Source organism: Paenibacillus algorifonticola (assembly GCF_050481745.1).
GTDB classification, from domain to species: Bacteria; Bacillota; Bacilli; order Paenibacillales; family Paenibacillaceae; genus Pristimantibacillus; species Pristimantibacillus algorifonticola_A.
The window spans coordinates 53,284-77,927 of the sequence record NZ_JBCNGR010000038.1; the positions used below are offsets into that span (position 1 = coordinate 53,284).

At 48.2% G+C, this 24,644-nt stretch carries 24 protein-coding genes and 1 pseudogene; 21 read left to right on the forward strand and 4 right to left on the reverse strand.

The window, feature by feature from the left end:
• The first annotated feature begins 109 nt into the window (after window positions 1-109).
• From ABEW34_RS27225 to ABEW34_RS27240, 4 genes are all read left to right on the forward strand, one after another.
• The gene (locus ABEW34_RS27225) at window positions 110-2,494 is read left to right on the forward strand and encodes a GH36-type glycosyl hydrolase domain-containing protein (RefSeq protein ID WP_430163451.1); all 2,385 of its coding nucleotides are present in this window, start codon (window positions 110-112) and stop codon (window positions 2,492-2,494) included.
• An 81-nt stretch (window positions 2,495-2,575) separates the two neighbouring features.
• Window positions 2,576-3,037: a hypothetical protein gene (locus tag ABEW34_RS27230; protein ID WP_430163454.1), complete on the forward strand. Its 462-nt coding sequence runs from the start codon at window positions 2,576-2,578 to the stop codon at window positions 3,035-3,037.
• A gap of 396 nt (window positions 3,038-3,433) precedes the next feature.
• Complete coding sequence (locus tag ABEW34_RS27235) at window positions 3,434-3,616, forward strand: DUF3934 family protein (RefSeq protein WP_430163457.1); 183 nt, start codon at window positions 3,434-3,436, stop codon at window positions 3,614-3,616.
• Between the two features lie 330 nt (window positions 3,617-3,946).
• The gene (locus ABEW34_RS27240) at window positions 3,947-4,237 is read left to right on the forward strand and encodes a hypothetical protein (RefSeq protein WP_430163460.1); all 291 of its coding nucleotides are present in this window, start codon (window positions 3,947-3,949) and stop codon (window positions 4,235-4,237) included.
• A 95-nt stretch (window positions 4,238-4,332) separates the two neighbouring features.
• Here the strand turns inward: ABEW34_RS27240 and ABEW34_RS27245 are convergent, their stop codons facing one another.
• Window positions 4,333-4,995, reverse strand: a complete 663-nt coding sequence (locus ABEW34_RS27245) for a formylglycine-generating enzyme family protein (protein WP_430163549.1) — start codon at window positions 4,993-4,995, stop codon at window positions 4,333-4,335.
• 65 nt (window positions 4,996-5,060) lie between these two features.
• Entirely contained in the window at window positions 5,061-5,813 is a 753-nt protein-coding gene (locus ABEW34_RS27250; protein WP_430163462.1) for a helix-turn-helix domain-containing protein, read from the reverse strand.
• 250 nt (window positions 5,814-6,063) lie between these two features.
• Between ABEW34_RS27250 and ABEW34_RS27255 the strand changes: the two genes are divergently transcribed.
• The 11 genes from ABEW34_RS27255 (at window position 6,064) to ABEW34_RS27305 (ending at window position 16,933) form a co-directional block, all read left to right on the forward strand.
• Entirely contained in the window at window positions 6,064-7,188 is a 1,125-nt protein-coding gene (locus ABEW34_RS27255) for a BMP family ABC transporter substrate-binding protein (protein WP_430163465.1), read from the forward strand.
• 107 nt (window positions 7,189-7,295) lie between these two features.
• Window positions 7,296-8,852, forward strand: coding sequence for an ABC transporter ATP-binding protein (locus ABEW34_RS27260; protein ID WP_430163468.1), 1,557 nt, complete (start codon window positions 7,296-7,298; stop codon window positions 8,850-8,852).
• A complete protein-coding gene (locus ABEW34_RS27265) occupies window positions 8,849-9,895 on the forward strand; it encodes an ABC transporter permease (RefSeq protein WP_430163471.1) in 1,047 nt (348 codons plus the stop codon). Before ABEW34_RS27260 ends, ABEW34_RS27265 begins: the two co-directional genes overlap by 4 nt.
• Window positions 9,888-10,826 carry an ABC transporter permease gene (locus ABEW34_RS27270; RefSeq protein WP_430163474.1) on the forward strand — a complete coding sequence of 313 codons (939 nt, stop codon included), beginning with the start codon at window positions 9,888-9,890 and terminating at the stop codon, window positions 10,824-10,826. Before ABEW34_RS27265 ends, ABEW34_RS27270 begins: the two co-directional genes overlap by 8 nt.
• An 8-nt stretch (window positions 10,827-10,834) precedes the next feature.
• A complete protein-coding gene (locus ABEW34_RS27275; RefSeq protein ID WP_430163476.1) occupies window positions 10,835-11,791 on the forward strand; it encodes a nucleoside hydrolase in 957 nt (318 codons plus the stop codon).
• A gap of 2 nt (window positions 11,792-11,793) precedes the next feature.
• A complete protein-coding gene (locus ABEW34_RS27280) occupies window positions 11,794-13,188 on the forward strand; it encodes an ADP-ribosylglycohydrolase family protein (RefSeq protein WP_430163479.1) in 1,395 nt (464 codons plus the stop codon).
• Between the two features lie 185 nt (window positions 13,189-13,373).
• Window positions 13,374-14,405, forward strand: coding sequence for a hypothetical protein (locus ABEW34_RS27285; protein ID WP_430163482.1), 1,032 nt, complete (start codon window positions 13,374-13,376; stop codon window positions 14,403-14,405).
• 73 nt (window positions 14,406-14,478) lie between these two features.
• Window positions 14,479-14,943, forward strand: a complete 465-nt coding sequence (locus tag ABEW34_RS27290; protein ID WP_430163485.1) for an OsmC family protein — start codon at window positions 14,479-14,481, stop codon at window positions 14,941-14,943.
• A gap of 811 nt (window positions 14,944-15,754) precedes the next feature.
• Entirely contained in the window at window positions 15,755-16,144 is a 390-nt protein-coding gene (locus tag ABEW34_RS27295) for an iron chaperone (protein WP_430163488.1), read from the forward strand.
• Between the two features lie 37 nt (window positions 16,145-16,181).
• A complete protein-coding gene (locus tag ABEW34_RS27300; protein WP_430163491.1) occupies window positions 16,182-16,691 on the forward strand; it encodes an SMI1/KNR4 family protein in 510 nt (169 codons plus the stop codon).
• Between the two features lie 116 nt (window positions 16,692-16,807).
• Window positions 16,808-16,933: a hypothetical protein gene (locus tag ABEW34_RS27305; protein WP_430163494.1), complete on the forward strand. Its 126-nt coding sequence runs from the start codon at window positions 16,808-16,810 to the stop codon at window positions 16,931-16,933.
• Window positions 16,934-17,007: 74 nt separating this feature from the next.
• Here the strand turns inward: ABEW34_RS27305 and ABEW34_RS27310 are convergent, their stop codons facing one another.
• Window positions 17,008-17,235, reverse strand: a complete 228-nt coding sequence (locus ABEW34_RS27310; RefSeq protein WP_430163496.1) for a DNA-binding protein — start codon at window positions 17,233-17,235, stop codon at window positions 17,008-17,010.
• 757 nt (window positions 17,236-17,992) lie between these two features.
• Here ABEW34_RS27310 and ABEW34_RS27315 point away from each other — a divergent pair.
• From ABEW34_RS27315 to ABEW34_RS27330, 4 genes and pseudogenes are all read left to right on the forward strand, one after another.
• On the forward strand, window positions 17,993-18,565 hold the full coding sequence (locus ABEW34_RS27315; RefSeq protein WP_430163552.1) for a helix-turn-helix domain-containing protein: 573 nt from the start codon (window positions 17,993-17,995) through the stop codon (window positions 18,563-18,565).
• Window positions 18,474-18,836: pseudogene (locus ABEW34_RS27320) on the forward strand (FecCD family ABC transporter permease); the annotation flags it as partial. The gene ABEW34_RS27315 and the pseudogene ABEW34_RS27320, both read left to right, overlap by 92 nt.
• Before the next feature lie 193 nt (window positions 18,837-19,029).
• Window positions 19,030-19,683 (forward strand): TetR/AcrR family transcriptional regulator, encoded by a 654-nt coding sequence (locus ABEW34_RS27325; protein WP_430163498.1) that lies wholly within the window; start codon window positions 19,030-19,032, stop codon window positions 19,681-19,683.
• Window positions 19,684-19,739: 56 nt separating this feature from the next.
• Entirely contained in the window at window positions 19,740-20,270 is a 531-nt protein-coding gene (locus ABEW34_RS27330) for a hypothetical protein (protein ID WP_430163501.1), read from the forward strand.
• A gap of 59 nt (window positions 20,271-20,329) precedes the next feature.
• On the opposite strand, the gene ABEW34_RS27335 is transcribed toward ABEW34_RS27330, so the two are convergent.
• Window positions 20,330-21,205 carry a phosphotransferase gene (locus ABEW34_RS27335; protein ID WP_430163504.1) on the reverse strand — a complete coding sequence of 292 codons (876 nt, stop codon included), beginning with the start codon at window positions 21,203-21,205 and terminating at the stop codon, window positions 20,330-20,332.
• A 91-nt stretch (window positions 21,206-21,296) separates the two neighbouring features.
• On the opposite strand from ABEW34_RS27335, the gene ABEW34_RS27340 reads away from it, so the two are divergent.
• Complete coding sequence (locus ABEW34_RS27340) at window positions 21,297-21,821, forward strand: DUF6933 domain-containing protein (RefSeq protein ID WP_430163507.1); 525 nt, start codon at window positions 21,297-21,299, stop codon at window positions 21,819-21,821.
• Between the two features lie 219 nt (window positions 21,822-22,040).
• Window positions 22,041-24,521 carry a CRISPR-associated helicase Cas3' gene (gene cas3, locus ABEW34_RS27345; protein WP_430163510.1) on the forward strand — a complete coding sequence of 827 codons (2,481 nt, stop codon included), beginning with the start codon at window positions 22,041-22,043 and terminating at the stop codon, window positions 24,519-24,521.
• Window positions 24,522-24,644: the final 123 nt, after the last annotated feature.

Sequence of the window (24,644 nt, forward strand, 5' to 3'; positions counted from 1 at the left end):
TGGGAAAGTCCGTTACTATAGAGGCTCAAATGCTATAATGATAGAAGATATTTACAATCTTCTAATTAGGCGTGCTTTTTATTTCAACAATTGAAAGAGAGGTTCAGTAATGATTAGAGCAACGGATAACAATGAATATTATGAGCTGACCAGTCCGACGAGCCTTCCGAAGGCATCGGGATTTCTCTGGAACGAAAAAATGATGATTCATATGAATTGCCGCGGTTACGCTGTTGCCCAATTTATGCAGCCCGAGCCGGCGAAATATTCGTATGCCCCGAATTTGGAAGCGAAAACGTTCATGCAGCCGGAGCAGCCGTATTATGCTCATCATCCTGGACGTTTTGTTTATATTAAAGATGAAGAGAGTGGAGAGATTTTCTCTGCGCCCTATGAACCGGTACGGAAAGTAGCGGACAGCTATACGTTTGCAGTAGGCAAACACGATATTCGCTGGACCATTGAAAGCGATGATCTTTCCATTGAGATGAGCCTGCGCCTGCCTAAAGCCGATGCAATGGAGCTATGGCGCATGAAGGTCACCAATCGGTCGCAAAAGCAACGCAAAATCAGCGTCTACCCTTATTTTACGGTAGGCTATATGTCATGGATGAATCAATCCGGTGCTTACGTAGAGGATTTGCAAGGCATTGTCTGCTCAGCGGTCACGCCGTACCAGAAGTATCAGGATTATAGCAAAATTAAAACCTACAGAGACAAGACGTTTTTGCTTGCGGATCACAAGCCTGCTGCTTGGGAAGTGAACCATGAAAGCTTTGAAGGCGAAGGCGGACTGCACTCGCCAACCGCGCTTCAAGGGGAAACATTGTCGGGCGGAGATGCGCGTTATGAAACGCCAGTGTGCGCGCTTCAATACAGATTGGAGCTGGAAGCAGGGGCTGAGCAGGATTACCGCTTTATTTTTGGCCCGGCTTTTGATGAAGCGGAAATTGAACAATTCCGCCAGCATTATTTTGTAAAGCGCAATGCTGCAGGGCAGGATGGATTCACCGCCGCAGAACAGGAATACGCAGCCTATGTTGCCGAAGGGCAAGGGAATATTCAAATTCAGACACCGGATGCCGGATTGGATAACTTTGTCAATCACTGGCTGCCGCGCCAAATGTATTATCACGGCAAAACGAACCGTCTGACGACAGATCCACAAACGCGCAATTATTTGCAGGATAATATGGGTATGAGCTATATTCAGCCGCAAATTGCCAGAGACGCCTTCTTGACGGCGCTGTCGCAGCAGCATGCAAGCGGAGCGATGCCGGACGGCATTATTTTGCACCCGGACGCCGAATTGAAATATATCAATCAGGTGCCGCATACGGACCACTGCGTCTGGCTGCCGGTATGTATGAGCACTTATCTGGATGAAACGAATGATTACAGCATTTTGCAGGAGCAGGTTGCTTTCTCAGATGATAGTGAGACGGCCTCGGTGATGGAGCATATGAACCGCGCCATGAAGTGGCTCATGCATGACCGGGATGAGCGCGGGCTCAACTACATCAATCAAGGAGATTGGTGTGACCCGATGAACATGGTAGGCTATAAAGGCAAAGGCGTGTCGGGTTGGCTTACGATTGCGACCGCTTATGCGTTCAAAGTATGGGCCGACATTTGTGAGCAGGGCGGACATGCCGCCATTGCCGCAGAGTTCAGGCAAGCAGCTGATACGACGAATGCTGTAGCAAATGAGTATTTGTGGGATGGCGATTGGTACGCCCGCGGCATCACAGATGACAATGTCGTGTTTGGAATCAGCGAAGATCTGGAAGGCCGGATTTTTATTAATCCTCAAGGCTGGGCGCTGATGAGCGGAGCTGCTGATGCGGACAAGCAGGAGCGATTGATTCGGTCGGTTCAGGAACAGCTGGAGACGCCTTACGGTGTGGAGAAGCTGGCACCGTCCTTTACCGCGATGCGGGAAGATGTAGGCCGGGTCACGCAGAAGCATCCGGGCAGTGCCGAGAACGGTGCGGTGTACAATCATGCCGCTGCTTTTTACATCTACGCTTTGTATTTAGTGGGGGAGAAAGAGAATGCCTACCGGCTGCTGCGTAAAATGATTCCTGGACCCGATTCCGAGGACATCCTCAGACGGGGCCAGCTGCCTGTGTTCATTCCGAATTATTATCGCGGAGCGTATAAACAGTTTCCGCGAACGGCTGGACGCTCCAGCCATCTGTTCAATACAGGAACGGTTCCGTGGGTATATCGCTGCCTGATTGATGGACTGTTCGGCTTACAAGGCCACGCGCAGGGGCTTCAGGTGCGCCCACAATTGCCTGCTGATTGGAACGAAGCGTCTGTTACGAGGTTATTCCGCGGAGCGGAGCTGCAGGTGAATATGAAGCGGGATGCATCCGTTAATGGAGTAGAGGTATATGTAAATGGCGGCCTGATTGAAGGCGACATCATTAAGGATGTGCAAGCCGGAGTGAAATACGAAGTGCTGGTGAAGCTGCCGCAACAGCCTTGAGCCGACGGCATGAAGACGTCTATAGGCGTCTGTATAGAATTAGATATTTTATCTTTGATTTAGATAGAGGGGATGCCATCTATGATGAGGACTTGTACAAAATGCAATGGCACTGGTAAAGTAAGAGGCTTTTTCGGCCAAAAAATGTGTATGTACTGCAAGGGGGCAGGGCGGATAAGAAACAGCATCTTCAGTCCCAATAGCTCCTCTTCAAATGAACAGGGACAAGCAAGCTCAGAAGAGATGGAAGATGAAATCTACGTTGATTATGGCTATCAAAGCCCTGTAAGCAACCAAGGCAACAACCATAACGGTAACCAAAGCAGCAACCACAGCAGCCATAGCAGTCATGTGGAGCCGACAACTACAAGATCCTATACGAGCTCATACGAGGATAACCATACGTCTTCAAGCAGTAGCAGTAATTATGAAGAGTCGGTACCGAGAAGGTCGTATGATAGTTCTGCCAGTTCGGATAGATCCGAATCCTACGATAACTCGAATGACAGCTCCTCCTCAGGCAGTAGCAGCAGCGACGATTGATTAGGCCTTGTCTGAATCAACCATAATATCTGCATCTTTAACAGCGAATCGGCGTTGTTGAAGATGCTTTTTTACTTTCTTTATCGTGCTTTCGCCATGAAGAGCTATCATTTCTAATGGCTAGCTCTGGCAAATCATGCGTTTCATTGTTATACTGAGTCTGCATCTGTCTATTCCATTGGCTGCACAGCAGGTCTGTCAACTAATACAGGCGTAGGAGATGCTTTTTCATTTTTGAAAATATAGGAAAGCATATGATTTCGCCATACTTTCTCTATAGTTCTCGGAATGAAACGCACCGCGCTGCCAGAGGACGGCGAGAGCCGTTTCACCTTGGCTGGATTTATTCATCAAGCAACGGTCTCGATTTTGAGCCAACCATAAAGGAGTGATTTTTTGAGCAAGGCGAAGGGCAAGGGTGGAACAGGCAGGGGAACGGACAAGAAGGGCTGGAATCGGTGGCAGGCTGCCGCCAATAAAGCCAAAAACGCGCCTAAGCCCTATAAAAGCAAAGGGACTAAAAACCAGGATGGAGCCGCTGCTTCAGGTACTCAAAAAGGCGAAAAGCCCAGCGTTTAGTCCAAAAATAAAAAACTTAAACGTTCTATATATTAACGCATAGCATGAATAATGATATTATAGAAGTAACTGAAATCTTGGGCAGCATGAAGCAGCGCTTTCCAGCAGGCTTTGTTTGAAACTATAGGACTTTATAAGTTCACTCTTATAAATGGACTTATATTCCACCTGCGAAACGGAAGCCTTGCCGCCAAAGGACGGCTTCAGCCGTTTACGTTTGAGTGTTTAAAAGGTTTTTAAAAAGATCAGACTTCATGTATAAGGAATTTGCATGGGCCTACAGTCGATCGCACAAATTGAAGGAGTGGTAATCTGAGAAAGCAAAAACCAATGTCATTTGACGACCTGTTGAAGGAATTACAGGGACAGAAAACAAACCAGGAAGATCCGAACGAGGTATCCTTACACGAGCTGTTTAATGATTCATTTATGAGCAAGCATTCCAGCAGCAGCAGCTTTGGGCAGTTTTTGGAGAAAGGCAACTTTCAAGCAGAGACACATGAGGAGATCGACAACATTCCTGATGAGCTGTTTGATCGCCATGTTGCGCGTGAGACCGAGTTTGCGGATTGGAAAACCATGCTCGATACAGCCACGAAAACTTACAAAGGCAAGGCATAAGCATCAATATGAAATAGGCTGCTAATGGATAGATGAGATGAACCCACACGCCATGCTTGGTGAGTTCGTCTCATTAATTTGGCCTATGGCCTATGCTATGGTGCAACAGAGCGGGCAAGGCGAAAGCCAAGGTCATCGATGCAAAAGGATGGATGACTGCGACGCCTGCACGTAGCTCCACACCCCCGGGCTTCTTCAGCCCAACTGCCACCACGAAAAATACGGTACGGTCCATAAACTTTCGCATCATATAAATCCCAGCACCATTCCCACGTATTTCCGAGCATATCGTAAAGTCCCCAAGCGTTAGGTACCTTCTGTCCAACCCTATGAGTGACACCATCTGAGTTTTCATTATACCAAGCAATTTGATCGAGCTCTCCATATCTATAGCCCGAAGTATCTGCTTTACAGGCGTATTGCCACTCTGCTTCTGAAGGCAGGCGATAGCCAGTGGCATTCCAGTCGCAGCTCACCTCATTGCCATCCTCACTGATCGAATAACATTCCTGTAGACCAGCTTGCTGAGACAGCAAATTACATATATAAATCGTTTCATTCCAGGAAATGCTTACAACCGGTTTTTGAGCATGGTCAATAGCAAGCAAAGACTTGCCTGTTATTTCACAGTACAGCTCCACCGTTACAGGATGAGCTGCGAGCAGGAATGGTTTTATTTCCGCTTTCCATTCCCTTTTCGTTCGATCATCCCTTAAATCGATTTCACCCGCTTGTATTTGGACCATGGGATAATCCATAAAACGCTTTATTTTCTCAGGCACATTCCATCACTCCCCTCTAAATCTCCTGTATTTTCAATGCCTCAAGAAATGGTGCCCTTTCTATAGGCGCGAGGCGTACAGCCAATTTCCCGTTTAAACATGCTGCAAAATTGCGCGTCATTGGCAAAGCCAGCATCGGCGGCAATTTCAGAAATATGCATCTGGGTATCTGTGAGCAGCGATTTTGCATATTCCAGACGTTTTAGCAAAATATACTGGAGAGGCGCAATGTTGTAGCGTTCCTTAAAAAGATGGCGAAACCGATCATAGCTGTAACCAGACATGTCAGCTAGCAGCTCAACGGTGAGCTTCTGTTTAAAATGATCATCCATATATTGCAGAACATATTTAACCCGGTCTTCTGACGGATGGGGTGTTTTTCGGTTTCCAAAAATTTGCTGAAGTGGTGGAAGCAGCTCATTAAGGAGTACATTCAGCGGTTCGCTGTCGTTTCTTGGGCGGATGTAAAACTCCTCTTTGATACGCCATAAATGCTTTAAAATCGTATGGTTCACATCGTCGTCATAAACCCCGCTTAAGCCTTTTAATTCCACATCAGGTGCGTTAAAACCAATGAACAGCACCTCGCCCTCCAATTCATGAATCTCGCTATGAATATGCCGAGGAGCGATGAGGGCAATCGTATGCTCTTTAAAGCGATATTTACGGCCTGCAATGACGGTTGGACCCATACCGCGAATGTAATAAACAAGCTCGTAGCACTCATGCTGATGAGGAGGGATGTTAGTATTTCTCTCATGTATATCATTTGCTAAATACAATAATCGATTCATAACAGCCCTCCTTCGCGTGTGTGTAGCCGAATCGTATAAAAAGTTGACCGAATCGAGATAATTATTTGATTTCGAATTTGTTATGATCGTATCATCCCGAACAAGCTATTCGTAAAAGCGTACCTTTATTATAACCTATTTATTTTCTACATTACACTTGGGGTAAGCATTCTTTTCAGGACAGCAGGCGCGGGCGGCTGGTTTCAAAGGGAACACGTCTTTTAATCGACAGAGAGTGGGGGAACAGAGAATGAAGAAAAATGTGATGGCATTACTCATGGTTTCGGTTCTATTGGTGCTGGCAGCTTGTGGTGGAGGAAATACGGGTACGAGCAGCGGCAATTCAGCAGGCTCAGGCAATACAGGCGGGGATAAGAAGTTGAAGGTTGTTCTGCTCATACCGGGTACACTCGGCGACAAATCCTTCTTTGATGCAGCGAACAAGGGATTGACGCTTGTTAAATCCGAACTCAGCGCCGACACGAAAGTGATTGAAATGGGAACAGACAAAACGAAGTGGGAACCTACTTATCAAGATATAGCTGCGCAGGACTGGGATATTGTCATCTCCGGCGGCTCTGAAATTACCGAGATGTTTAATGCGACAGCAGAAACGTATCCTGACAAAAAATTCATCAACTACGATACGGATATTGAAGAGACACCAGCTAACGTGTATGCGATGTCTTACGCAACGAACGAGGTTTCCTTCCTTGCAGGCGCAGTAGCCGCGATTGCGACGAAGTCCGATATTCCAAATGCGAACAAAGATAATGTGATTGGCTTTGTTGGCGGCATGGACATTCCCGGCATTAATGCATTCCTGGTTGGTTATATCCAAGGAGCACAATACGTCGATCCTGCCATTAAGGTAGCCGTTTCCTATGCGGGCGATTTCGTGAACCCGGCGAAAGGCAAGGAGCTGTCGCTGATCCAGTACAACTCCGGTGTTGACGTTATTTTCAACGTGGCTGGCGCGACAGGCCTGGGCATCTTCGATGCAGCGAAGGACAAGAAGCATTACGCGATTGGCGTTGACTCCGACCAAGGGTCCCTGCTTCAGGAAACGGATAAAGAAAAAGCGAATCTGATCATGACGTCTGCTATTAAAAAAATCGACACCGCTATTCTTGGCGCAGTGAAGAAAACGCAAGAGGGCACGCTCGAATATGGACAACGCCAAGTGCTCAGCTTTGATCAAGATGGCGTAGGCATTGCTGAAAATGACATTTACAAATCGATCTTCACAGCAGATATGCAGAAGCAAGTAGAAGACATTAAGCAGAAGCTCGCTAAACAAGAAATTAAAGTAGACAACGCGATGGGCATGGAAACTTCGCAAATCGAAGCGATCCGCAACGCGGTTAAACCATAATAACGATCCGCAAAGCTTAGTGCAGTTGGTCATTCTTCTCTTTCCATCAGGAAGAAGGCCAGCTGCCTCTCTTTATAATGACCTCCGAAAGGTAAAGGGGTTTTACGATGATGCCGAATCAGCTGCTCGAAATGAAAAATATTACGAAGGTTTACCCGAACGGGGTTGTCGCCAACCAGAAGGTGCAGTTTACGCTTGCCGATGGCGAGATTCACGCGATTGTCGGTGAAAATGGAGCTGGCAAATCCACGCTGATGAAAATGATGTTCGGCATGGAAGAGCCGAGTGAGGGCGAAATCATTCTTCGGGGCAAGCCGGTATTGCTGGGTTCGCCGCAGGATGCGATAGACCATGGCATTGGAATGGTGCATCAGCATTTTATGCTGGTGCCGTCGTTCACCGTCGCGGAAAATATGGTGCTGGGCATGGAGCCGAAGAAAGGCGTCAGCATTAATTACAACGAAGCGGTGCGAATGACAGAAGAGATGAGCAAAAAGTACAATCTGCTCGTTAATCCGAAGGCGAAGGTCGAGGATCTCAGTGTCGGCATGAAGCAGAAGGTCGAAATTTTGAAGGCTCTGCTGCGTGGCGCGGAAATTCTAATACTCGATGAGCCAACGGCCGTACTGACCCCGCAGGAAACCGAGGAGCTGTTCCGCGAGCTGACGCAGCTTAAGCAGCAGGGGCATACGATTGTGTTTATTTCTCACAAGCTGAAGGAAGTTAAAGCGATTTGCGACCGGATCACGATTATGCGCGCCGGCAAAAGTGAAGGTGTTTTTTGGACGAAGGATGTTACCGAGCAGGAAATTTCCAAGCTGATGGTCGGCCGCGACGTCGTGCTGAGGTATGACAAGGAGAAGAAGCCTTATGGGGCGCCTATCTTGTCTGTTACTGATTTTTCATTGGCAGATGAGACGGGCAAAGCGTTGCTCAGCAAGGTAGCCTTCAAGGTGCGTGGCGGCGAAATTGTTGGTATTGCTGGAGTCGAGGGCAATGGGCAAACTCAGCTCGTTGAAGCTTTAACGGGCAGTTTGGCTGTGCGCAGCGGAAATGTGGCCGTTAAAGGCACGGACATTAAAGGCTATGATATCCGCAAAATTCGCTCGCTCGGCGTTTCCTATATTCCGGAGGATCGCATGCGCCAAGGGGCAGCCAAAGACGCAAGCATTTCCGATAATTTAATTTCTACGCAATACAATACGAAAGCGATGAACAAGGGCCTCTTTTTGAGGAGTAAAAAAATAGCGAAGCTTGCGACCACCCTCATTGAGGAATTCCGCGTACGCTGCTCGGGCCCGAATCAGCCGATAGGCATGCTTTCGGGCGGCAATATGCAGAAGGTCGTCGTCGCTCGTGAATGCTCGACAGCGCCGGATTTGCTCATTGCCGAGCAGCCGACTCGCGGCGTCGATATTGGGGCAGCCCAATTTATTCACCAGAAGCTGATTGAGCTTCGGGATGGCGGCAGCGGCGTGCTGCTCATCTCGGCAGATTTGAATGAAATATTGGAGCTGAGCGACAGCCTGCTCGTCATGTATGAAGGACAAATCGTCGCTTATTTGGAAGAGCCGTCAAGTGTAAGCGAGGAAGAGCTCGGACTGTACATGCTGGGCCTTAAGCGCCAGGACGAGCAGCAAATCAGGAGGGCCGTGGAAGCATGAAGGTAAAATACTTTGAAGTCATCCGTACAACAGCGGTCATTCTGATTGCGCTTGTTCTCGCTTTTATTATTATTTCCATTGTCAGCGAGCAGCCGCTGGAGAGCATTCGCATCTTCCTATGGGAGCCGCTGAATACGAAGGGTCATATTGGCAACGTCATTGAAATGGCGATTCCGCTCATGTTCACAGGACTCGCGGTATCGCTGCTGTTTAAAGCGAATTTATTCAATCTTGGAGCGGAAGGGCTGTTTTATTTTTCCGGGGTAGTTGCAGCGTCGCTTGCGATTCATCTTAGTCTGAACAGCTTTGTCCATCCGATTGTGGCTATCCTTGCAGGGTCGCTCGTCGGCGCGGTGTTATCTGCTATTCCGGGTATTCTCAAGGCTAAATGGAATGTAAATGAGCTCGTCAGCTCGCTGATGTTCAACAATATTTTGTTCGGGATCGGGCTTTATATTTTGAACTATAAGCTGCGCGATGCCCAGGCTTTTGCAGCTGTATCCTTCAAGTTCGAGAAAACAGCGGTGCTCACCAAGCTCATACCAGGCACACGTATTCATACGGGGCTGATTATCGTGCTGGTGCTGATCGTAGCCGCGCATTATTTTCTATACAAAACCAAATGGGGCTATGAGCTGAGAATGACGGGGGCCAATCGCGAATTTGCAGGCTATTCTGGTATGAAGACGGCCAAGGTCATCATTATCGTCCATTTAATTGCTGGCTTTATCGCGGGCATGGGCGGCTCGGTTGAGGTGCTGGGGATGTACAATCGCTTCCAGTGGTCGTCGCTGCCGGGCTACGGCCTGGATGGCGCGCTTGTAGCGATGCTGGCGAAGAACAACCCGATTTCGGTCATCGGCGCAGCACTCTTCCTGGCCTATATCCGAATCGGAGCCGACCAGATGGCGCGTTTCTCCGATGTGCCGGCAGAAATGATTTCAATTGTGCAGGCGATTATTATTTTGCTGATTTCGGCAGAGCAGTTTTTGAAGTTCTGGAAAAATCGGATGCTGCTCAAGGAGGCACAGCGTAATGTCTAGTTTGTTTGATGTCATTTTCACGACTGAATTTGCGTTTTCTGTCCTCCGAGTGACGACTCCGATTTTGTTCGCGGCACTAGGAGCACTCATTTCCAACCGTGCAGGTATTATCAATATCGGACTTGAGGGCATTATGCTGGTGGCTGCCCTTTCAGGCGTCGTAGTCAGCGCTTATACGGGCAGCTCGTGGGTTGGGCTGCTGGGTGCTGTAATGGCGGGCACGCTGATTTCCGGCATACTGGCTTTTTTTACCCTGCATTTCAAGACGCATATTATTCTCGGCGGGGTAGCGATCAATATGTTCGCCTCCGGGGGAACCGTATTTATTTTGTATTTGCTAAGCGGAGACAAAGGCTCCTCGACCTCGCTTCCGAGCAAGGTGCTGCCCAGCGTGGACATTCCGCTGCTTAAGGATATTCCGGTGCTGGGACCGATTTTCTCCGGTCATAATGTATTGACCTATATGTCGATTATAGCGGTTTTTGTTGTGTATTATATGCTGAAAAGAACGCCGCTCGGCCTGCGCATTCGCTCTGTCGGCGAAAATCCGCAGGCTGCCCAGTCAGTAGGGGTCAGCGTAGTGAAGGTGCAGTATACGGCGCTGCTGCTGAGCGGCTTTTTCGCAGGACTTGGCGGCGCTTATATGTCGATGGGCTACCTGTCGCTGTTCACGCGAGATATGACCGCTGGCCGGGGCTGGATTGCGATTGCCGCCGAGTCTATGGGGCGCAGCACGACGGTCGGCACGACGCTGACGTCGCTCTTGTTCGGTGCGGCGGATGCGCTGGCCAATGCGCTTCAGGTGCTTAAAATTCCGGCAGAACTGATCGGCACACTCCCATATGTTACGACCGTTATCGGTCTCATCATATACGCCGTCAGCGAATCCCGTAAAAAGAATAGGAAGCTTAAAGAGAAAGTGAAAGGATGATTAATACGATGGCTAGACCGATTATTATTGATTGTGATCCCGGGCATGATGATGCGATTGCGATTTTGCTCGCGCTTGCCAATCCACAACAGCTGGAGGTAAAAGCGATTACGACGGTTGGCGGCAATCAGGTGCTGGAGAAAATTACGAACAACGCACTGAAACTGCTCAGCTTTATAGATAAAGATATTCCGGTGGCGAAAGGCGCGCCCGGACCACTGCTAGGCAAGCTCGTAACCGGAGAAGAGGCGCATGGCGATTCGGGCATGGACGGCCCAGATTTGCCGCCTTCCCGGTTCAAGCCGGTCCATAAACATGCGATTGAGCTGATGGTCGAGATTATCCGTTCCTCAGAGCAGAAGGTAACGCTCGTGCCAATCGGCCCGCTGACGAATATTGCGCTGCTGCTCAAAGGCTTCCCCGATGTAAAAGAGAATATCGAGCAGATTTCCCTAATGGGCGGAGGCATCAGCTACGGCAATGTAACGTCAACGGCAGAGTTCAACATTTACGTGGACCCGGAAGCTGCACGAATTGTATTCGAATCGGGCGTGCCGATTACGATGAGCGGACTGGATGTGACCGATAAGGCGGCTATTTATCAAGAGGATATTGATGCGCTGAAGCAGCGCGGCGAGGTTTCGCATATGGTGGGCGAGCTGCTCGACTTTTATTCCATCTACAGCCGCAAGCTTGGCTTTGAAGGCAGCTCGCTGCATGATCCGTGCGCAATCGCTTGGCTGCTTCGCCCTGAGCTGTTCCAAAGTGAAAGCTATTACGTCTCGATTGAGACGGACGGCAGGGTGACGAGAGGCATGACCGTAGCAGACCGCCGCAAAAAAAACGATGAAACGGCGAATGTGCAGGTGCTGATGGATGTGGAACGTGAAGCCTTTATTAAGCTGATTTTTGACGCTCTTGCTGTGCATGATGACAATGCCATAGCTCGGAAAGGGCAGGCTTAATTATGGCAGGCTGGGATAAGCTTCAGGAAATTGTTCGTTTCGAAATTATTCAGCGCGGGGAAGAAGGCTGCAACGTGGACGGCTTTGCGGAAAAGCTGGCTGCGGCGGGTGAAAGCCATGATGCGCTTATGGAGATATATAACGAGCTGTCTGCACTGGACGTGAGCGCGGATTTTCCCTATGAGGAGCCATCAGATTTGGAGGCAATACGCAGGCTGCGCCCCGAAGGGCCAAGAACGCTGGCAGCGAATTTGACCGATGAGCAGTGGCTGGACAAGTTTTACGGTGCTTGGCTCGGACGCAGTGTTGGCTGTGCACTAGGTAAGCCATTGGAGTTTTGGGATTATTTGTATGGCAAAGACGGCCGGCCCGGCTGGGAAAATATTGAGCTGTGGTTTCGCGGCGCTGGCGCTTGGCCGATTAAAGGGTATACACCTGGCGAATCGACGGCAAAAGAGCAGTATGGGCTGGGGCTGAATGATTGGTCGCCCATGAGCACAAGCGAGACCATCAAGTATATGGAGAGCGATGATGATATCCGCTATACGGTACTGGGGCTGCTACTGCTTGAGCAAAAAGGGCTCGCTTTCGACTCTTGGGACATCGGCAAGCTTTGGCACAAAAACCTGACCTACAGCCAGGTTTGTACAGCGGAGACGCAGTCTTATTTGAATTTTGCTCATGAGACCTCTCATCTGAATGGGGACAAGCCTGCCGATTGGGCTGAACGCCTGGAGCGAGTGCGGATGCATATGAATCCGTATAGGGAGTGGATTGGCGCGCAAATCCGTGCGGATGGACTTGCTTACGGAGTAGCCGGAAGGCCAGAGCTTGCGGCTGAGCTAGGCTGGCGCGATGCATCGTTCTCGCATGTGAAGAACGGCATCTACGGTGAAATGTTCGTCGCGGCGATGATTGCGGCCGCTTTCGTTGAGAAGGACAGTAAGCGAATTGTCGAGATTGGCCTCAGCGAAATCCCGGCAACGAGCAGGCTTGCTTATGATGTGCGCAAAGCGGTTTCCATTGCTGAGAAAGCGAGCAGCGACCGCGAGCTGGTGAGACAAATTTGGGAAGCGTTCAGCCATTACGATGCGGTGCACACGAACAACAATGCAGCGCTTGTCGCGGCGGCGCTCGTGTATGCAGGCGATGATTTCGAGAAGGCTGTAACGACGGCCGTTTATGGCGGCATGGACACCGACTGCAATGGTGCGACGGTCGGCTCGATTATGGGTGCGAAGCTTGGCGCGGCAGCGCTGCCGAAGTCATGGATTGAGCCGCTGAATGACACGCTGTATGCGGAGCTTAGCGGCTTTCATCCGATTGCGATCTCCGAGGTCGCACGGCGGAGCTATAACGTTTTTCGGAAAATTGAGGCGGAATTGAATCATTCCTAATATAGTGAAAAAGGCATTGGAGGACGTTGTCCCTCCAGTGTCTTTTTTTTATGGAAAGGGGTGCCTATTGGAAATTCTATGTATGAATCTTGCCAATTGACAGCGCTAAATAGGAGTGGGATAATAGCTTCGACTCTACCAATATTGGGTGATTTATACAATGTGAATAAGGGAGATATGTTTCAATGAAAATTCATCTGCCGCTAGCCGATTCACCTATTTATGGCTATTTGCATCACGCCTATTTGTTAGGTATCATTGGACATTCTGAGAGCTTTAAACCGTGGATGCACAGCTATTACACCCAATTATTTTGTGCAAAGGATTTCGTAGAGCTAGCTTGTCCAGTGAATTTTTACCAATTGGACAATTGCCCGCTGCGGGAGAATCAGGCGATATCCCGATCACTCCTCATTTCCTTAACGGACATCCACAGCTTTATTCACACGAGCCTTGAACAAGGCTATCATGTTCTCTCTTTCATCAATGAGTATTATATGCCCTACAGTGATTTTTTTGGCGTGAGGGATTTTACGCATGATCTGTTGATTAGCGGTTACGATAGCGAGGAGCAGAGCTACCTGGTGACTAATTTCGTAGACGGCAAATATCAGACGTTCTCCGTTTCCTATGACGATTATGAGAACGCATTCAACCATGCGGCCTTTTATGACGAATACGGCAATTACGAAGAATATAAGACACGAATTTGCTTATACCGCGCTACCGATCACAAGTATGTGTTCTCGGCAGACGCCGTACTCTATTTTCTTGAAGATTATCTCAGCGCTACGAATCGTCTGAAAACCATATTTCAGAGTGAGAGCAATCTGGCCTTCGGCATGGACGTGTACCAGTACACAGCGGAGGAGCTAGTGAAAGTAACCGATGGAACCCGAGCGCCCGACGGCCGGCCGCTGCATATTTTATGGGAGCACAAGAAGTGTATGCGGGCGAAAATCGAATTTATGCTGGCCCAAGGCTACATTAAGGACGAAACGCTGTTATCCGGTTATGAACCAATCGAGCGGGACGTCAACCTGCAACGGGTGGCCCTCATGAAATATAGACAGACCCATAACAATGACATCCTTCATTCGATTAACAGTAATCTGAACCGGATTAAAGACCAGGAACGAGAAGTACTTAACCGTCTGCATGATGAAATGCTAGCTTGCAAGAGCTATTTTCCGCAGGCGGATTGGGTACGGGTTTAGAACGGATTGGGAACGGAATTAGAAACGGAATTGGAATAGACTAAAAATATTTTCTAAGTAAGGAGACTTAATGATGGCTAATGTACAAACGTTTAAGGCATCAGCGCATTTACAAGATGGGGTTAAAGTGAAAGCGACAGCGAGACAGTTCGAATTGATCATTGATGAGCCGAAGAGCCTTGGCGGGACAGATACGGGGATGAATCCTGTAGAAGCGCTGCTTGCCTCCTTAGGCGCATGCCAATCAATTGTAGCCCGGGTGTATGCTCCTAAGTTTGATGTGAAGCTCGACGATTTCCAAGTTGAGGTTGAAGGCGATTTGGATCTCGATGGATTTTTCAATAAAAGCGAGGTTCGTCCGGGCTATTCCGACATTCGCTATACGTTCAAGATCAAAACAGATTCGCCTAAGGAAAAGGTGGATGCCTTCGTTCAATTTTTGGAGAGCAAATGCCCAGTGGGGGATACCATTGCCAACCCGGTTCAGATGAAATTAGAGCAGATTATTATTGAAAATACAGAGACGGCTGCGCTGTAGGCTGTTTGCGCTATTTTATGAAAGAAGCATGGGGCCCGTCGTCTCTTATGGAGATGGCGGGCCTTGTCTAGGTTGTGTGTGCAAGCCGGAGCCACTTGCTGCTGCTTGCCTACAGCTTATTTCAAGCCAATCTCGTCCGATGGCTCAAGGTTTGTGAACCGCAGTATGCGATCGCGGCTGGAAACACTGCTGATGCTGCGAGTACGTTTACTGTGATTATGGTTGTCATGAGTGCTGTTGCTGCGAGTACTAGTACTGTGGCTGAGAGCACGCAGCTCTGGAAGCACTCTCCTTTTTTGAAGGACACAGATTCCGCTATTCTGGCTTTTACTCGGTTTTCAGGCCATAAGCGGACAGGAAATCCGCTATTGTCCTCCTGAACCCGTCAAAATGGCTTATGGCCGAGCATTAGCGGCTCCTGAGTCCGCAGCCTGTGCCATAACCGTGATTCTGCTGAAATAGAGGCTGCTGTGTCCGCCAAACCTGTCTTTGCGTAGGGAGTAAACTCCTGAAGCGAAGAGCATGAATCTACCTTAGATGCTAGATTAAGGTCTAATTGCTGATGAAAAAAATGATTTTAATTGTATAATCAATAGTATACGTATTTTCATTGAAACAACAAATGGAGCCCGTCAATGCTTTCCTTGTAATTTGGAGAAGATGTGAGTACAATCGCTTTTTTCGTTGTCTATATGACACTTATAATCAATCATACAGCCTGAGGCGCTATTAGGTTTGGTGTTATTGTATTTACTTTAATTATGTCTAATTGATGGAACTGATTTTTGAATGAATGGAAAGGAGCTTAATGATGGACAGCAACCAAACGACTTTTGCAACCATCGACGAATATATCGCCGGCTTCCCGCAAGAAATCCAAGAGCTGCTGCAGGCGATGCGGAAGGTCATTAAAGAGGCAGCGCCGGAAGCGACGGAGAAAATCAGCTACCAGATGCCGACATTTGAGCTGCATGGCAACTTGGTACATTTTGCGGCGTTTAAAAAGCATATCGGATTTTATCCCGCTCCAAGAGGCATTGAAGCCTTCAAAGAGGAATTGTCCGTTTATAAAGGGGCAAAGGGCTCGGTTCAGTTTCCGCTGGACAAGCCGCTGCCTTATGAATTGATCAGCAGAATTGTCGCATTTAGAGTGGCTGAAAATACGAAAAAAGCACAAGAAAAGCTGAACAAGAAAAAATAATAGGCATAACGCCGATAAGGAGTGAGCAATTTACGAGATGGATATTTCTCAGCAGCTACAGGACATTCATGACATTGAACAATCGCTACAGCTTGCTTTTCCAGCAGCGTATAAGGCATTTATGACAACGGATGAGTTGCAGTCCGCAAACCCTAATATAGAATACAACCTCGTCGATTTTAACGGCTATACGGCTTGGGGCATTCGGTTTATTAAGCTGGATGCTTCCTATGCTGAAAATCTCGAAGCGATAGCCGAGGTTGTCCTTCAGCCGCGCAAATTAATTCCTTTCGCATGGAGCATCAGCAGCGGAGACTGGCTTATTTTTGATTATCGCGAGTCGAATGAGAACCCTAGCCTTCTATATATCGATCATGAAATGGCTCTCTGTTTAGAGGATGCGGAATCGGAGGCGCAAAGCGAGAATACAACGGTTGAAGAGATGATGGAAGGTAATCTATCTGTTTTGTGCGAAAATTTCGAGATGTTTCATGCAGCGTTGAAGCTCGCGACGGACGAGGCAGACGATGAAGATGCGATAGGCTAGACAGATGCGACAGACGGTGAAGATGAGGAGGGAAATCATGTAGACATCACTGAAAAATAAACTGGAGCAGCCTTCTGCGAAAAAATGGTTTGCAGGCAGAAGCTTATTTTCTTGATATGACGGCTTGGGACGGAGAAAATGAGGGCGAGGTCATGCGCGAGGACTACCACGGTGGGGATGTCGAAGTATATGCGCAATCGTTCGCCCAGTTTCTTGAGAAGCTAATCGACGAGCGTTCATAACCTATTTGTAACAGCAGCTATTATTTTTCACCGCGAAACGTTAGCTTTACCGCCAGAGGACGGCTTTCGGCCGTTTACGCTTGTTCAGCGAAGGATTGTCCGTTGGCAGCGAGCGCTTCCCGGATGATCCTTATTGCTTTAGGCCCAACCCCGTGCAGCTTCAGCACCTCCGCCTCGGTGAGTTTAGTGAATTGCTCCAGCTGCACGTATCCGGCTGCAGTGAGCGCGCGTGTTGCAGGCTTTCCGACATTGGGCAAATCGCTTGCCTGGTCTTGATCAGGCTTTTGATTGGATGCGTACACGTTCATCCCTCCTTCTAAATGTAGGCTTTCCTTGATACTTATCATTCGGGAAAGCCTTTATTATTTCCTTCCTTCCAATAGACACTTCGCATGATTTCACAATCAACCATTGTGTGTGAGAATTATTATCACTTATAATAGGAGGACAAGAACAATCGATGGGGATCGACATGGGTGCATATTAGCAGCATGAGGAAAGGAAGGATAGGGCACTTTGAATCAGAGTGAGCATATATTGCTATGGAACCAAGCCTCCATCCGCGTGATGGACGTGCGGCATACGATTATGGAGCGAGGGGAGGAGCTGCGTTCTTATCGTCTGCCGGCGAGCGCTTTTTTGTATACGATTCGTGGTCATGCTGAAGTGCGGCTGGATGGCAAGACGGTGCTGGTGGAGCGTTTTCATATGCTGCATGGCGGGAAGGGCATGTGTCTGGACATTGTGCCGGATGATTGGTTGGAATATTACCTGATTTTGTACAAAGCGGTGTTGCCGCTGCCGAGCCGTCAGGAACTGGTACGGTTAATGGAGCAGCATAATCCGTTTCAACTGCAATATAGCTTTGTTTCCCGCCAGCCTATTGCTTTGCTCGATAAAATCCAGCGCATGGAGCGGGAATGGCAGCATCCGAACGTGCTGGATCAACTATATATTAAGACGATGTTCTACCAATTCATCCATGAATTATTTCAGCAGCTATCCAATCAAGATATTCATGTGCAAAAAGCGGACTACGTCTCGCAAGCCATTCGCTACATGCAGGAGCATTACGCGAAGCGCATTGCGCTCGGCGAGCTAGCTGAGATGCTGGATTGCAGCATCAGCTATTTGTCCCGCAAGTTCAAGCAGACGATTGGACAGAGCCCAATCGACTATTTAATTGCGCTGCGCATCGGCAAGGCGAAGGAGCTGCTGCTTGGAACGGAGGCGACGCTGCAGGAAATTGCCGAAAGCGTCGGCTTTCCGGATGACAGCTATTTTAATCGTATTTTCAAAAAGCATACCGGCATGTCGCTGGGGCAATACAAAGCGAAGGTTCAAAATAATCCTGTACCCGGTTCAAGATATGCCCTTGTCCCGCGAAGGCTCAAACGGTATAGTGAGTATGGTTATGAAAATCATTCTCACTACAAGGAAGAGGGGCCTTTATTTATGTACAGAGAGTCAAGAATATTGATGATGGCAGCTGTGCTTATTTGCTTCACACTGCTGCTTAGCGCCTGCGGAGCAGGTACACCAAGAATTGAATGTGCAAGCATTGGGAGAGGACGTCGCGCGCGGCTTGGGAAGCCGGCTTCAGCTAAGCCGCTTGCTGCTGCTGTTCTTTAGTGTGGCCCTTGCCGGAGCGGCCGTCGGCATTGCCGGAACGATTTCTTTTATCGGGCTGCTTGCGCCTCATATGGCTAGAAGGGTTGCAGGACATTCGTATGCAATAATCATCCCGGTGTCTGCGCTGCTGGGCGCGATCGTTTTGCTGCTTGCCGATTTAGCAGGGCGAATGCTGTTTATGCCGCTGGATATTCCTGCTGGTGTGTTTACGGCAGGAGTCGGGGCTCCGTTTTTTATGTATTTGCTGTTTAAACGCAAGGCTGGTGTTTAGGGGAATGAATGATAGCTAATCATTTGCGGATGCAAAATCCGCTAATCCAGTAAAGCGTCAAATGCCTCTCTACTATTCAAATAGTGGGCGTTTGGCGTTTTTTTGCATCGGCTTAACCAGCTATTGACAATGCATGGGTTTTTCTATAACATTTTGATTGACATGCATGTCAATTTAAAAAAAGGAGTTCGCGATGTCGCCACGTACGAAGGAACAAAATGAAGAAATTCGCAAGCAGCGGTCGCGAGAAATATTGCAGGCTGCCATCGTTGTGTATGCGGAGAAAGGTTATGCCGCCTCCGAAATCGGTGAAATTGCTGAACGGGCTGGCTTGGCGCGCGGTCTGGTGTACCATTATTTTAAAAATAAGCAGAACTTGTTTGGGCAGCTTTACACGCACATGATGGACAGGACGGAGCAGTTTACGAAGTCCCATTTCGGGCAAGCGGGTTCAGCATTTGATTTGTTTGAAGGGTATGCTCGAATTGTGTGCAAGCAAGTTTTGGAAGAGCCTGCTGTCTCGCATTTTTATATGCGTATTAGTATGGATGTGTCTTATATATTTCCAGAGGAATCCATTTCCCCGTTCGAATGGGTGAAAAGCTTCATGCAGCCTATGGAGCAGGCGATTGTGAGGGGCATTAGTGAACAAACCATTCGCTCAGGCAATGCCAGTCTTATGGCCATGCAGTTTTGGGGTGCGGTATCGCAGGGAATGAACTATTTGGAAAAGCGGCAGCAGGAGCTCATAACGCAAGGGGCTGCGCAGTCGGAAGTGCTAAAGCAGCTAGAAATGGTGCTTGAGCAAGTTATTGAATCGGCTTTGGCGGTTATTAAACCCAGCTGATTTTTTTTACTTTTATGATTGACACGGATGATAGTCTAAAAAGGAGTGGTAATTAGATGGCGTTAGCCGTAATGAGCAAACAGGATTTTGATACCTTGAACGATGAAAGGCTTGACTGGGCATGCAGCAAGCACATTCTTCTGGAAATTCGGGGCAAAGATAGACAGGCGAAAACCGAGGCGATGGCCGGGCTCAATGAGAGCCAGCGGGCGTTATGCATGTTCCGAGTGTTTTACGATCATGCCAAAAACTCGGTCAGCGAATATTATGGCTGGGTTTCTCAACTGCTTGCGGAACCGGGCTATTGGTCAGGTGTGACCAGCGGGCTGCAATTTTTTGGCGACAGCTCGATGCTGCGCTTGCTTGAGGAGACGAAGGAGATTTTCGAGGAGAGAAGAGTGAGGCTGGGCTTGCAGTGGAGCGATGCGGTTTTAAAAGATCTAGAGCAGGATCATGACCTTATGGCTGCGGCCAGCCGGTTATTTTCACATTTAATTGAAATCGCACCGCAGAGCTTAAAGCTCATCGGTACGTACATTCGGGCGAATCCTCAGCAGTTTGTACAATGGGAAAACAGTGAGCAGTGAGCTTTAAACAGCTCACTGGTGTTTGGTCACGATCAGCTTAGATGGAAGGATAGCTTTGTCTAGGGCAGAAGCTTGCGCCAGTATGTCCAAGCCTTCATATAATCGTCCCAATCATGCGGATGAATGCGTGAGCAGATGGCGATTCGGCAATAAAGCTGAAAAATGACTTCTTGGATAACACGTGTTTTGTCCATTGGTTTATGGTTAAGCCATTCGTATGCAGCAAATAGCGTTTCCAGATTCAGATCATCAGGTGATGAGCAAAAAGCATAAGTAAAATCATACATGATAGGGCCGATCATAGGCGAAGGATCAATGACGCCGACCAGAGCAGCGTTATGAAATACGAGGTTGTGAACGCCTGTATCGCCATGCAGCAAATATTTTTTGTCTACAATTGAAATAGGTGCGAGAAGAGACTCTACCTTCTGATGATCCTCCAATGGCAGGAGCTCTCGCAAATCATAACGCGCACCCTCGAAGCTGCGTTCGTTAAACGCCTGCCAGCTATCGCGCAGCATGCCGATACGGCCCCATTTTTCACCATGTTCGTCTAGTGAGTTTGGTTGCCAAAGGGTATAGGCATTCAACAGCTCTGTGACCAGCAGGGACATCCAATGGCTCTTTGAGCCGCGATTATAATGGGTAGTGCCGGGAGTGTAGGTGTAAACTATAAACGTTTTAGCAGGATCAGTATAGAGCAGCGTGGGCAAAAGCGTGTTATCGACATAGCGCTGGTGAAAATGCTCCACAACCGCAAGAGACTCAGCGTTATCCTGCTTCAACACATATTTCGGTTCGTCATGGACGGCTAGCATAAAAACGAGCCCATCCGTCGTTCCATTCATTTTATTCGCAGCCTTGGTAGCGGAATCTAGGATTTCTTTTTCAATAAGCGCTTCAATAATGTCTTGAATATGGTTTGCTTGAAGCATTCCACTTCCCTCCAATCGAAAAACTTGATATGGTTATTATAAGCTCTGATGGTGAGGGCGGCTAGCTTCAGACGGCGGGAGATGAGCGGATATGTTTACTTTACAATGTACGAAAAAGCTCGAGAGCGAGCTTGGAATGATGGATTTTGTGCCAGTGCCGACGGCGGGAGATCCGCTATTTGGCTGGCATGCCCATCTGTTTTTGCTGAATCGGCGGAAATGTGTGTTGGTTATGAATAATGAGACCCGATATAACTTTGTGCTGCATGGCTTGAAAAAGCAGGATTTCAAACGATTCCATGAGCTTGTAGCAGAGAGCATCGCTGAAAATTTGCTTGCTGATAAAGCGGACAAGCAGGTTATAGAACGCTATATGCAAAGCGCTGATGCATTCAGCTTTACGAAGACGAGTGATCGCAGCATCATTAGTCAAATCAATGACATGATCCTGATCATCAAGCATATGCACCAGTACGATATGGAGGAAAAGGGAGAGATACATGACCGATGGTTCTACGAATTGAACCGCGAAATCAACAAAGTTCCCATGTTGAAATTGCCCTTAGCTTATTCGGGAGAAACGATGCTGGAGGCTTTGAATAATCGGCAGCTGTAGCTTGTAACTTAGCATACGAAAATTGAATGCTTTTCTGAATCAGAAGGCCACTCCGTTAGGGGTGGTTTTTTTGTGTGAAAAAGGGAGAAAATGATCGATTTTACACAAAATTTAAATGTAAAAAGAGGAATATGTTGGATGTTGTCGAATATATGTTCTACGACTTTATACCCTGTATTGAGTGAGGAATAGGTATTTAAATCTAGTTCAGGAGGCGCTATGGCTTATATTGCACATATTCGGGAAAAAGACGGAAAAATTCAAACGGTCCACGAGCATCTGAAAGAGGTAAAGGAAGGCTGCGAGCAGCTTGGAGGCAAGATTGGAGCCAGTCATCTAGCGGGACTTGCGGGCTGGCTTCATGATTTAGGCAAAAATACGACGGCTTTCAGAAATTATATTCAGCTTGCAGTAGCGGCGGCGAAGGATGAGGACGCGAGCAAGGCGCCGAAAAGAGGCTCTGTCGATCATTCGACCGCGGGCGGAAGACTGATTTATCGCAGGTACCACAAGAAAAGTACGAAGCAAGCCGAGAAAATGGCGGCAGAATGGATAGCCAACTGTATTATTTCCCATCATCAGGGACTGCGGGATTTTATTGATCCGGGCAAAACGTCGCCTTTCCTCAAAAGAGTGGATGAGCAGAAGGAAGCAGACATTGAGCAGGGCTATGAACAAGCGAATGTGGTTTTCTTCGAGCAGCATACTGAAGCCGAGCTAGACGCGTATTTTGCCAAGGCGGCTGTCGAGCTTGAACAGCTTGTTGCGGTTATGAAGAAATATAAATTGCCCAGAATTACCTGTTCGCTGCTGATCAAGTACATATTCAGCTGCCTGATTGATGCGGATCGGACCAACTCGCGGCAGTTTGAAGAGGAAGAAGCGGCGGAGCAAGCAGAGGATTATGGTCCATTTTTTAAGAGAAGCTACGACGCTTTAATGAGGAAGCTTGGCGAAATGGACGAAGCGGAGGATGCAGATCATCCAATTAACCGGCTAAGACGGGAGATGTCGCTGCAATGTGATGCGTTTGCGCTGCGTCCGTCAGGCATTTATACGTTGTCGATTCCTACCGGGGGCGGCAAGACGCTGGCGAGTCTGCGTTACGCGCTCAAGCATGCGATAGAGACAGGGAAGCAGCGAATTATCTATATCGTGCCATACACGACCATTATTGAGCAGAACGCGCAAGAAATTAGAGATATTTTGCAGGAGAACGATATGATTTTGGAGCATCATTCGAATGTCATTGAGGAGCCTAATCCGCTTGAAAATCCAGCTGAGGCCGAAGCCTATGATGTCCGGCGCAAGAAAATCAAGCTGGCTAAAGATACGTGGGATCGCCCGATTATTTTTACAACGATGGTCCAGTTTCTGAATACGTTTTATGCGAAGGGAACGCGGAATGTACGAAGGCTGCATCAGCTTTCGAATGCGGTCATTATATTCGACGAGGTGCAGTCTGTACCAATTAAGTGTATTTCTTTGTTTAACGCGGCATTGAATTTTCTACATGCATTTGGACGCTCCAGCCTGCTGCTTTGCACGGCGACGCAGCCTGCTCTGGATGGAGTGAAGCATCGGCTATATTTGAAGGAAGATGCTGAAATGATCGAAAATCTGGATGAGGTAGGTCGGAGCTTTAAGCGGGTGGAGATTGTGGATCGAACGACCCCGAGCGGCTGGAAGGCGGAGGAGCTGGCGGATTTTGTGCTGGACAGGATGGATGAGATCGACAGTACGCTGGTGATATTGAATACGAAGTCGGCTGTGCGCAAGCTGTTCGCTGAGCTGGAGGAGCGTCAGAAGTCAGGAGACTGTGATGCACGGTTGTTTCATCTAAGCACGAATATGTGCGCGGCTCATCGCAAGGACGTGCTTAAAGAGCTGAGGGAAGCACTCGCTGCGGAAGAAAAGGAACGGGTCATTTGCGTCAGCACGCAGCTTATTGAAGCAGGCGTCAACATTAGCTTTGAATGCGTCGTTCGTTCCCTTGCAGGACTTGACTCTATTGCGCAAGCAGCGGGCAGATGTAATCGGCATGGGAAGGATGTCATTCGGAATGTTTATATTATGAAGTCTGCGGATGAGGTGCTGACGCATTTGAAGGAAATTAGCATCGGTGCGGAGCAGACGCAGCGCATATTGGACGATATGAAGGAAAATCCGAAGCTGTATGGGGGAGAGCTGCTGTCGAAGGCGGCGATGCAGGCTTATTTTAAATACTATTTTGCCTTAATTAAAGAGGAAATGCTGTACCCTGTTCCCAAGCTGGATACGAATAAACATATATTTGGTCTGCTTGAAAAAAATTCAGATTATGCTGAGGGTTATGAAAGGAAATACGGAAAAGCCCCTGAACTTGAAAGCCTTTCGGCTCTAGCTACGGCTGAGCAATATTTTGAAGTCATTAGTCAGGTGGCAAGAACGGTGCTGGTTCCTTATAACGAAGAAGCCAGAGAGCTGATTCTTGACTTAAACGGGGAGCTGAAGGCAGGAGAGCTGGGCGTGCTGCTGCGTAAGCTTCAGCCTTATGTTGTCAATATTTATGAGCATGAGTTTAGGAAGCTTGATAAAAATGGGGACATTCAATACCTGCTGCATGGCGAGGTGCTGGCTTTGAGGGAAACAGCCTACTCTGAGCAGTTTGGTGTGGAGACGGATGGCGAAGGGGAATGGTCTTCAGCGATTATTGGATGAAAAGTGAAAAACCCACCTACGGGTGGGTTTTCAAATACAAATACAAATACAAAATCATAAATTTCAATCCGCACTTTTAATTTAAAAGTGACAACTTCCAAAGCGGCCATTTTCAAAGCCGCA

Excerpts from the sequence above, each read along its gene's own strand:
- ABEW34_RS27335 (WP_430163504.1), bottom strand. The coding sequence starts at position 21,205 with ATGCTTCAAGCAAACCATATTCAAGACATTATTGAAGCGCTTATTGAA.
- ABEW34_RS27225 (WP_430163451.1), top strand. The coding sequence starts at position 110 with ATGATTAGAGCAACGGATAACAATGAATATTATGAGCTGACCAGTCCG.
- ABEW34_RS27315 (WP_430163552.1), top strand. The coding sequence starts at position 17,993 with ATGCAGGAGCATTACGCGAAGCGCATTGCGCTCGGCGAGCTAGCTGAG.
- ABEW34_RS27295 (WP_430163488.1), top strand. The coding sequence starts at position 15,755 with ATGGACAGCAACCAAACGACTTTTGCAACCATCGACGAATATATCGCC.
- cas3 (WP_430163510.1), top strand. The coding sequence starts at position 22,041 with ATGGCTTATATTGCACATATTCGGGAAAAAGACGGAAAAATTCAAACG.
- ABEW34_RS27260 (WP_430163468.1), top strand. The coding sequence starts at position 7,296 with ATGATGCCGAATCAGCTGCTCGAAATGAAAAATATTACGAAGGTTTAC.
- ABEW34_RS27240 (WP_430163460.1), top strand. The coding sequence starts at position 3,947 with ATGTCATTTGACGACCTGTTGAAGGAATTACAGGGACAGAAAACAAAC.
- ABEW34_RS27270 (WP_430163474.1), top strand. The coding sequence starts at position 9,888 with ATGTCTAGTTTGTTTGATGTCATTTTCACGACTGAATTTGCGTTTTCT.
- ABEW34_RS27275 (WP_430163476.1), top strand. The coding sequence starts at position 10,835 with ATGGCTAGACCGATTATTATTGATTGTGATCCCGGGCATGATGATGCG.
- ABEW34_RS27290 (WP_430163485.1), top strand. The coding sequence starts at position 14,479 with ATGGCTAATGTACAAACGTTTAAGGCATCAGCGCATTTACAAGATGGG.
- ABEW34_RS27305 (WP_430163494.1), top strand. The coding sequence starts at position 16,808 with ATGACGGCTTGGGACGGAGAAAATGAGGGCGAGGTCATGCGCGAGGAC.
- ABEW34_RS27245 (WP_430163549.1), bottom strand. The coding sequence starts at position 4,995 with ATGGATTATCCCATGGTCCAAATACAAGCGGGTGAAATCGATTTAAGG.
- ABEW34_RS27265 (WP_430163471.1), top strand. The coding sequence starts at position 8,849 with ATGAAGGTAAAATACTTTGAAGTCATCCGTACAACAGCGGTCATTCTG.
- ABEW34_RS27285 (WP_430163482.1), top strand. The coding sequence starts at position 13,374 with ATGAAAATTCATCTGCCGCTAGCCGATTCACCTATTTATGGCTATTTG.
- ABEW34_RS27280 (WP_430163479.1), top strand. The coding sequence starts at position 11,794 with ATGGCAGGCTGGGATAAGCTTCAGGAAATTGTTCGTTTCGAAATTATT.
- ABEW34_RS27230 (WP_430163454.1), top strand. The coding sequence starts at position 2,576 with ATGATGAGGACTTGTACAAAATGCAATGGCACTGGTAAAGTAAGAGGC.
- ABEW34_RS27330 (WP_430163501.1), top strand. The coding sequence starts at position 19,740 with ATGGCGTTAGCCGTAATGAGCAAACAGGATTTTGATACCTTGAACGAT.
- ABEW34_RS27250 (WP_430163462.1), bottom strand. The coding sequence starts at position 5,813 with ATGAATCGATTATTGTATTTAGCAAATGATATACATGAGAGAAATACT.
- ABEW34_RS27300 (WP_430163491.1), top strand. The coding sequence starts at position 16,182 with ATGGATATTTCTCAGCAGCTACAGGACATTCATGACATTGAACAATCG.
- ABEW34_RS27340 (WP_430163507.1), top strand. The coding sequence starts at position 21,297 with ATGTTTACTTTACAATGTACGAAAAAGCTCGAGAGCGAGCTTGGAATG.
- ABEW34_RS27255 (WP_430163465.1), top strand. The coding sequence starts at position 6,064 with ATGAAGAAAAATGTGATGGCATTACTCATGGTTTCGGTTCTATTGGTG.
- ABEW34_RS27325 (WP_430163498.1), top strand. The coding sequence starts at position 19,030 with ATGTCGCCACGTACGAAGGAACAAAATGAAGAAATTCGCAAGCAGCGG.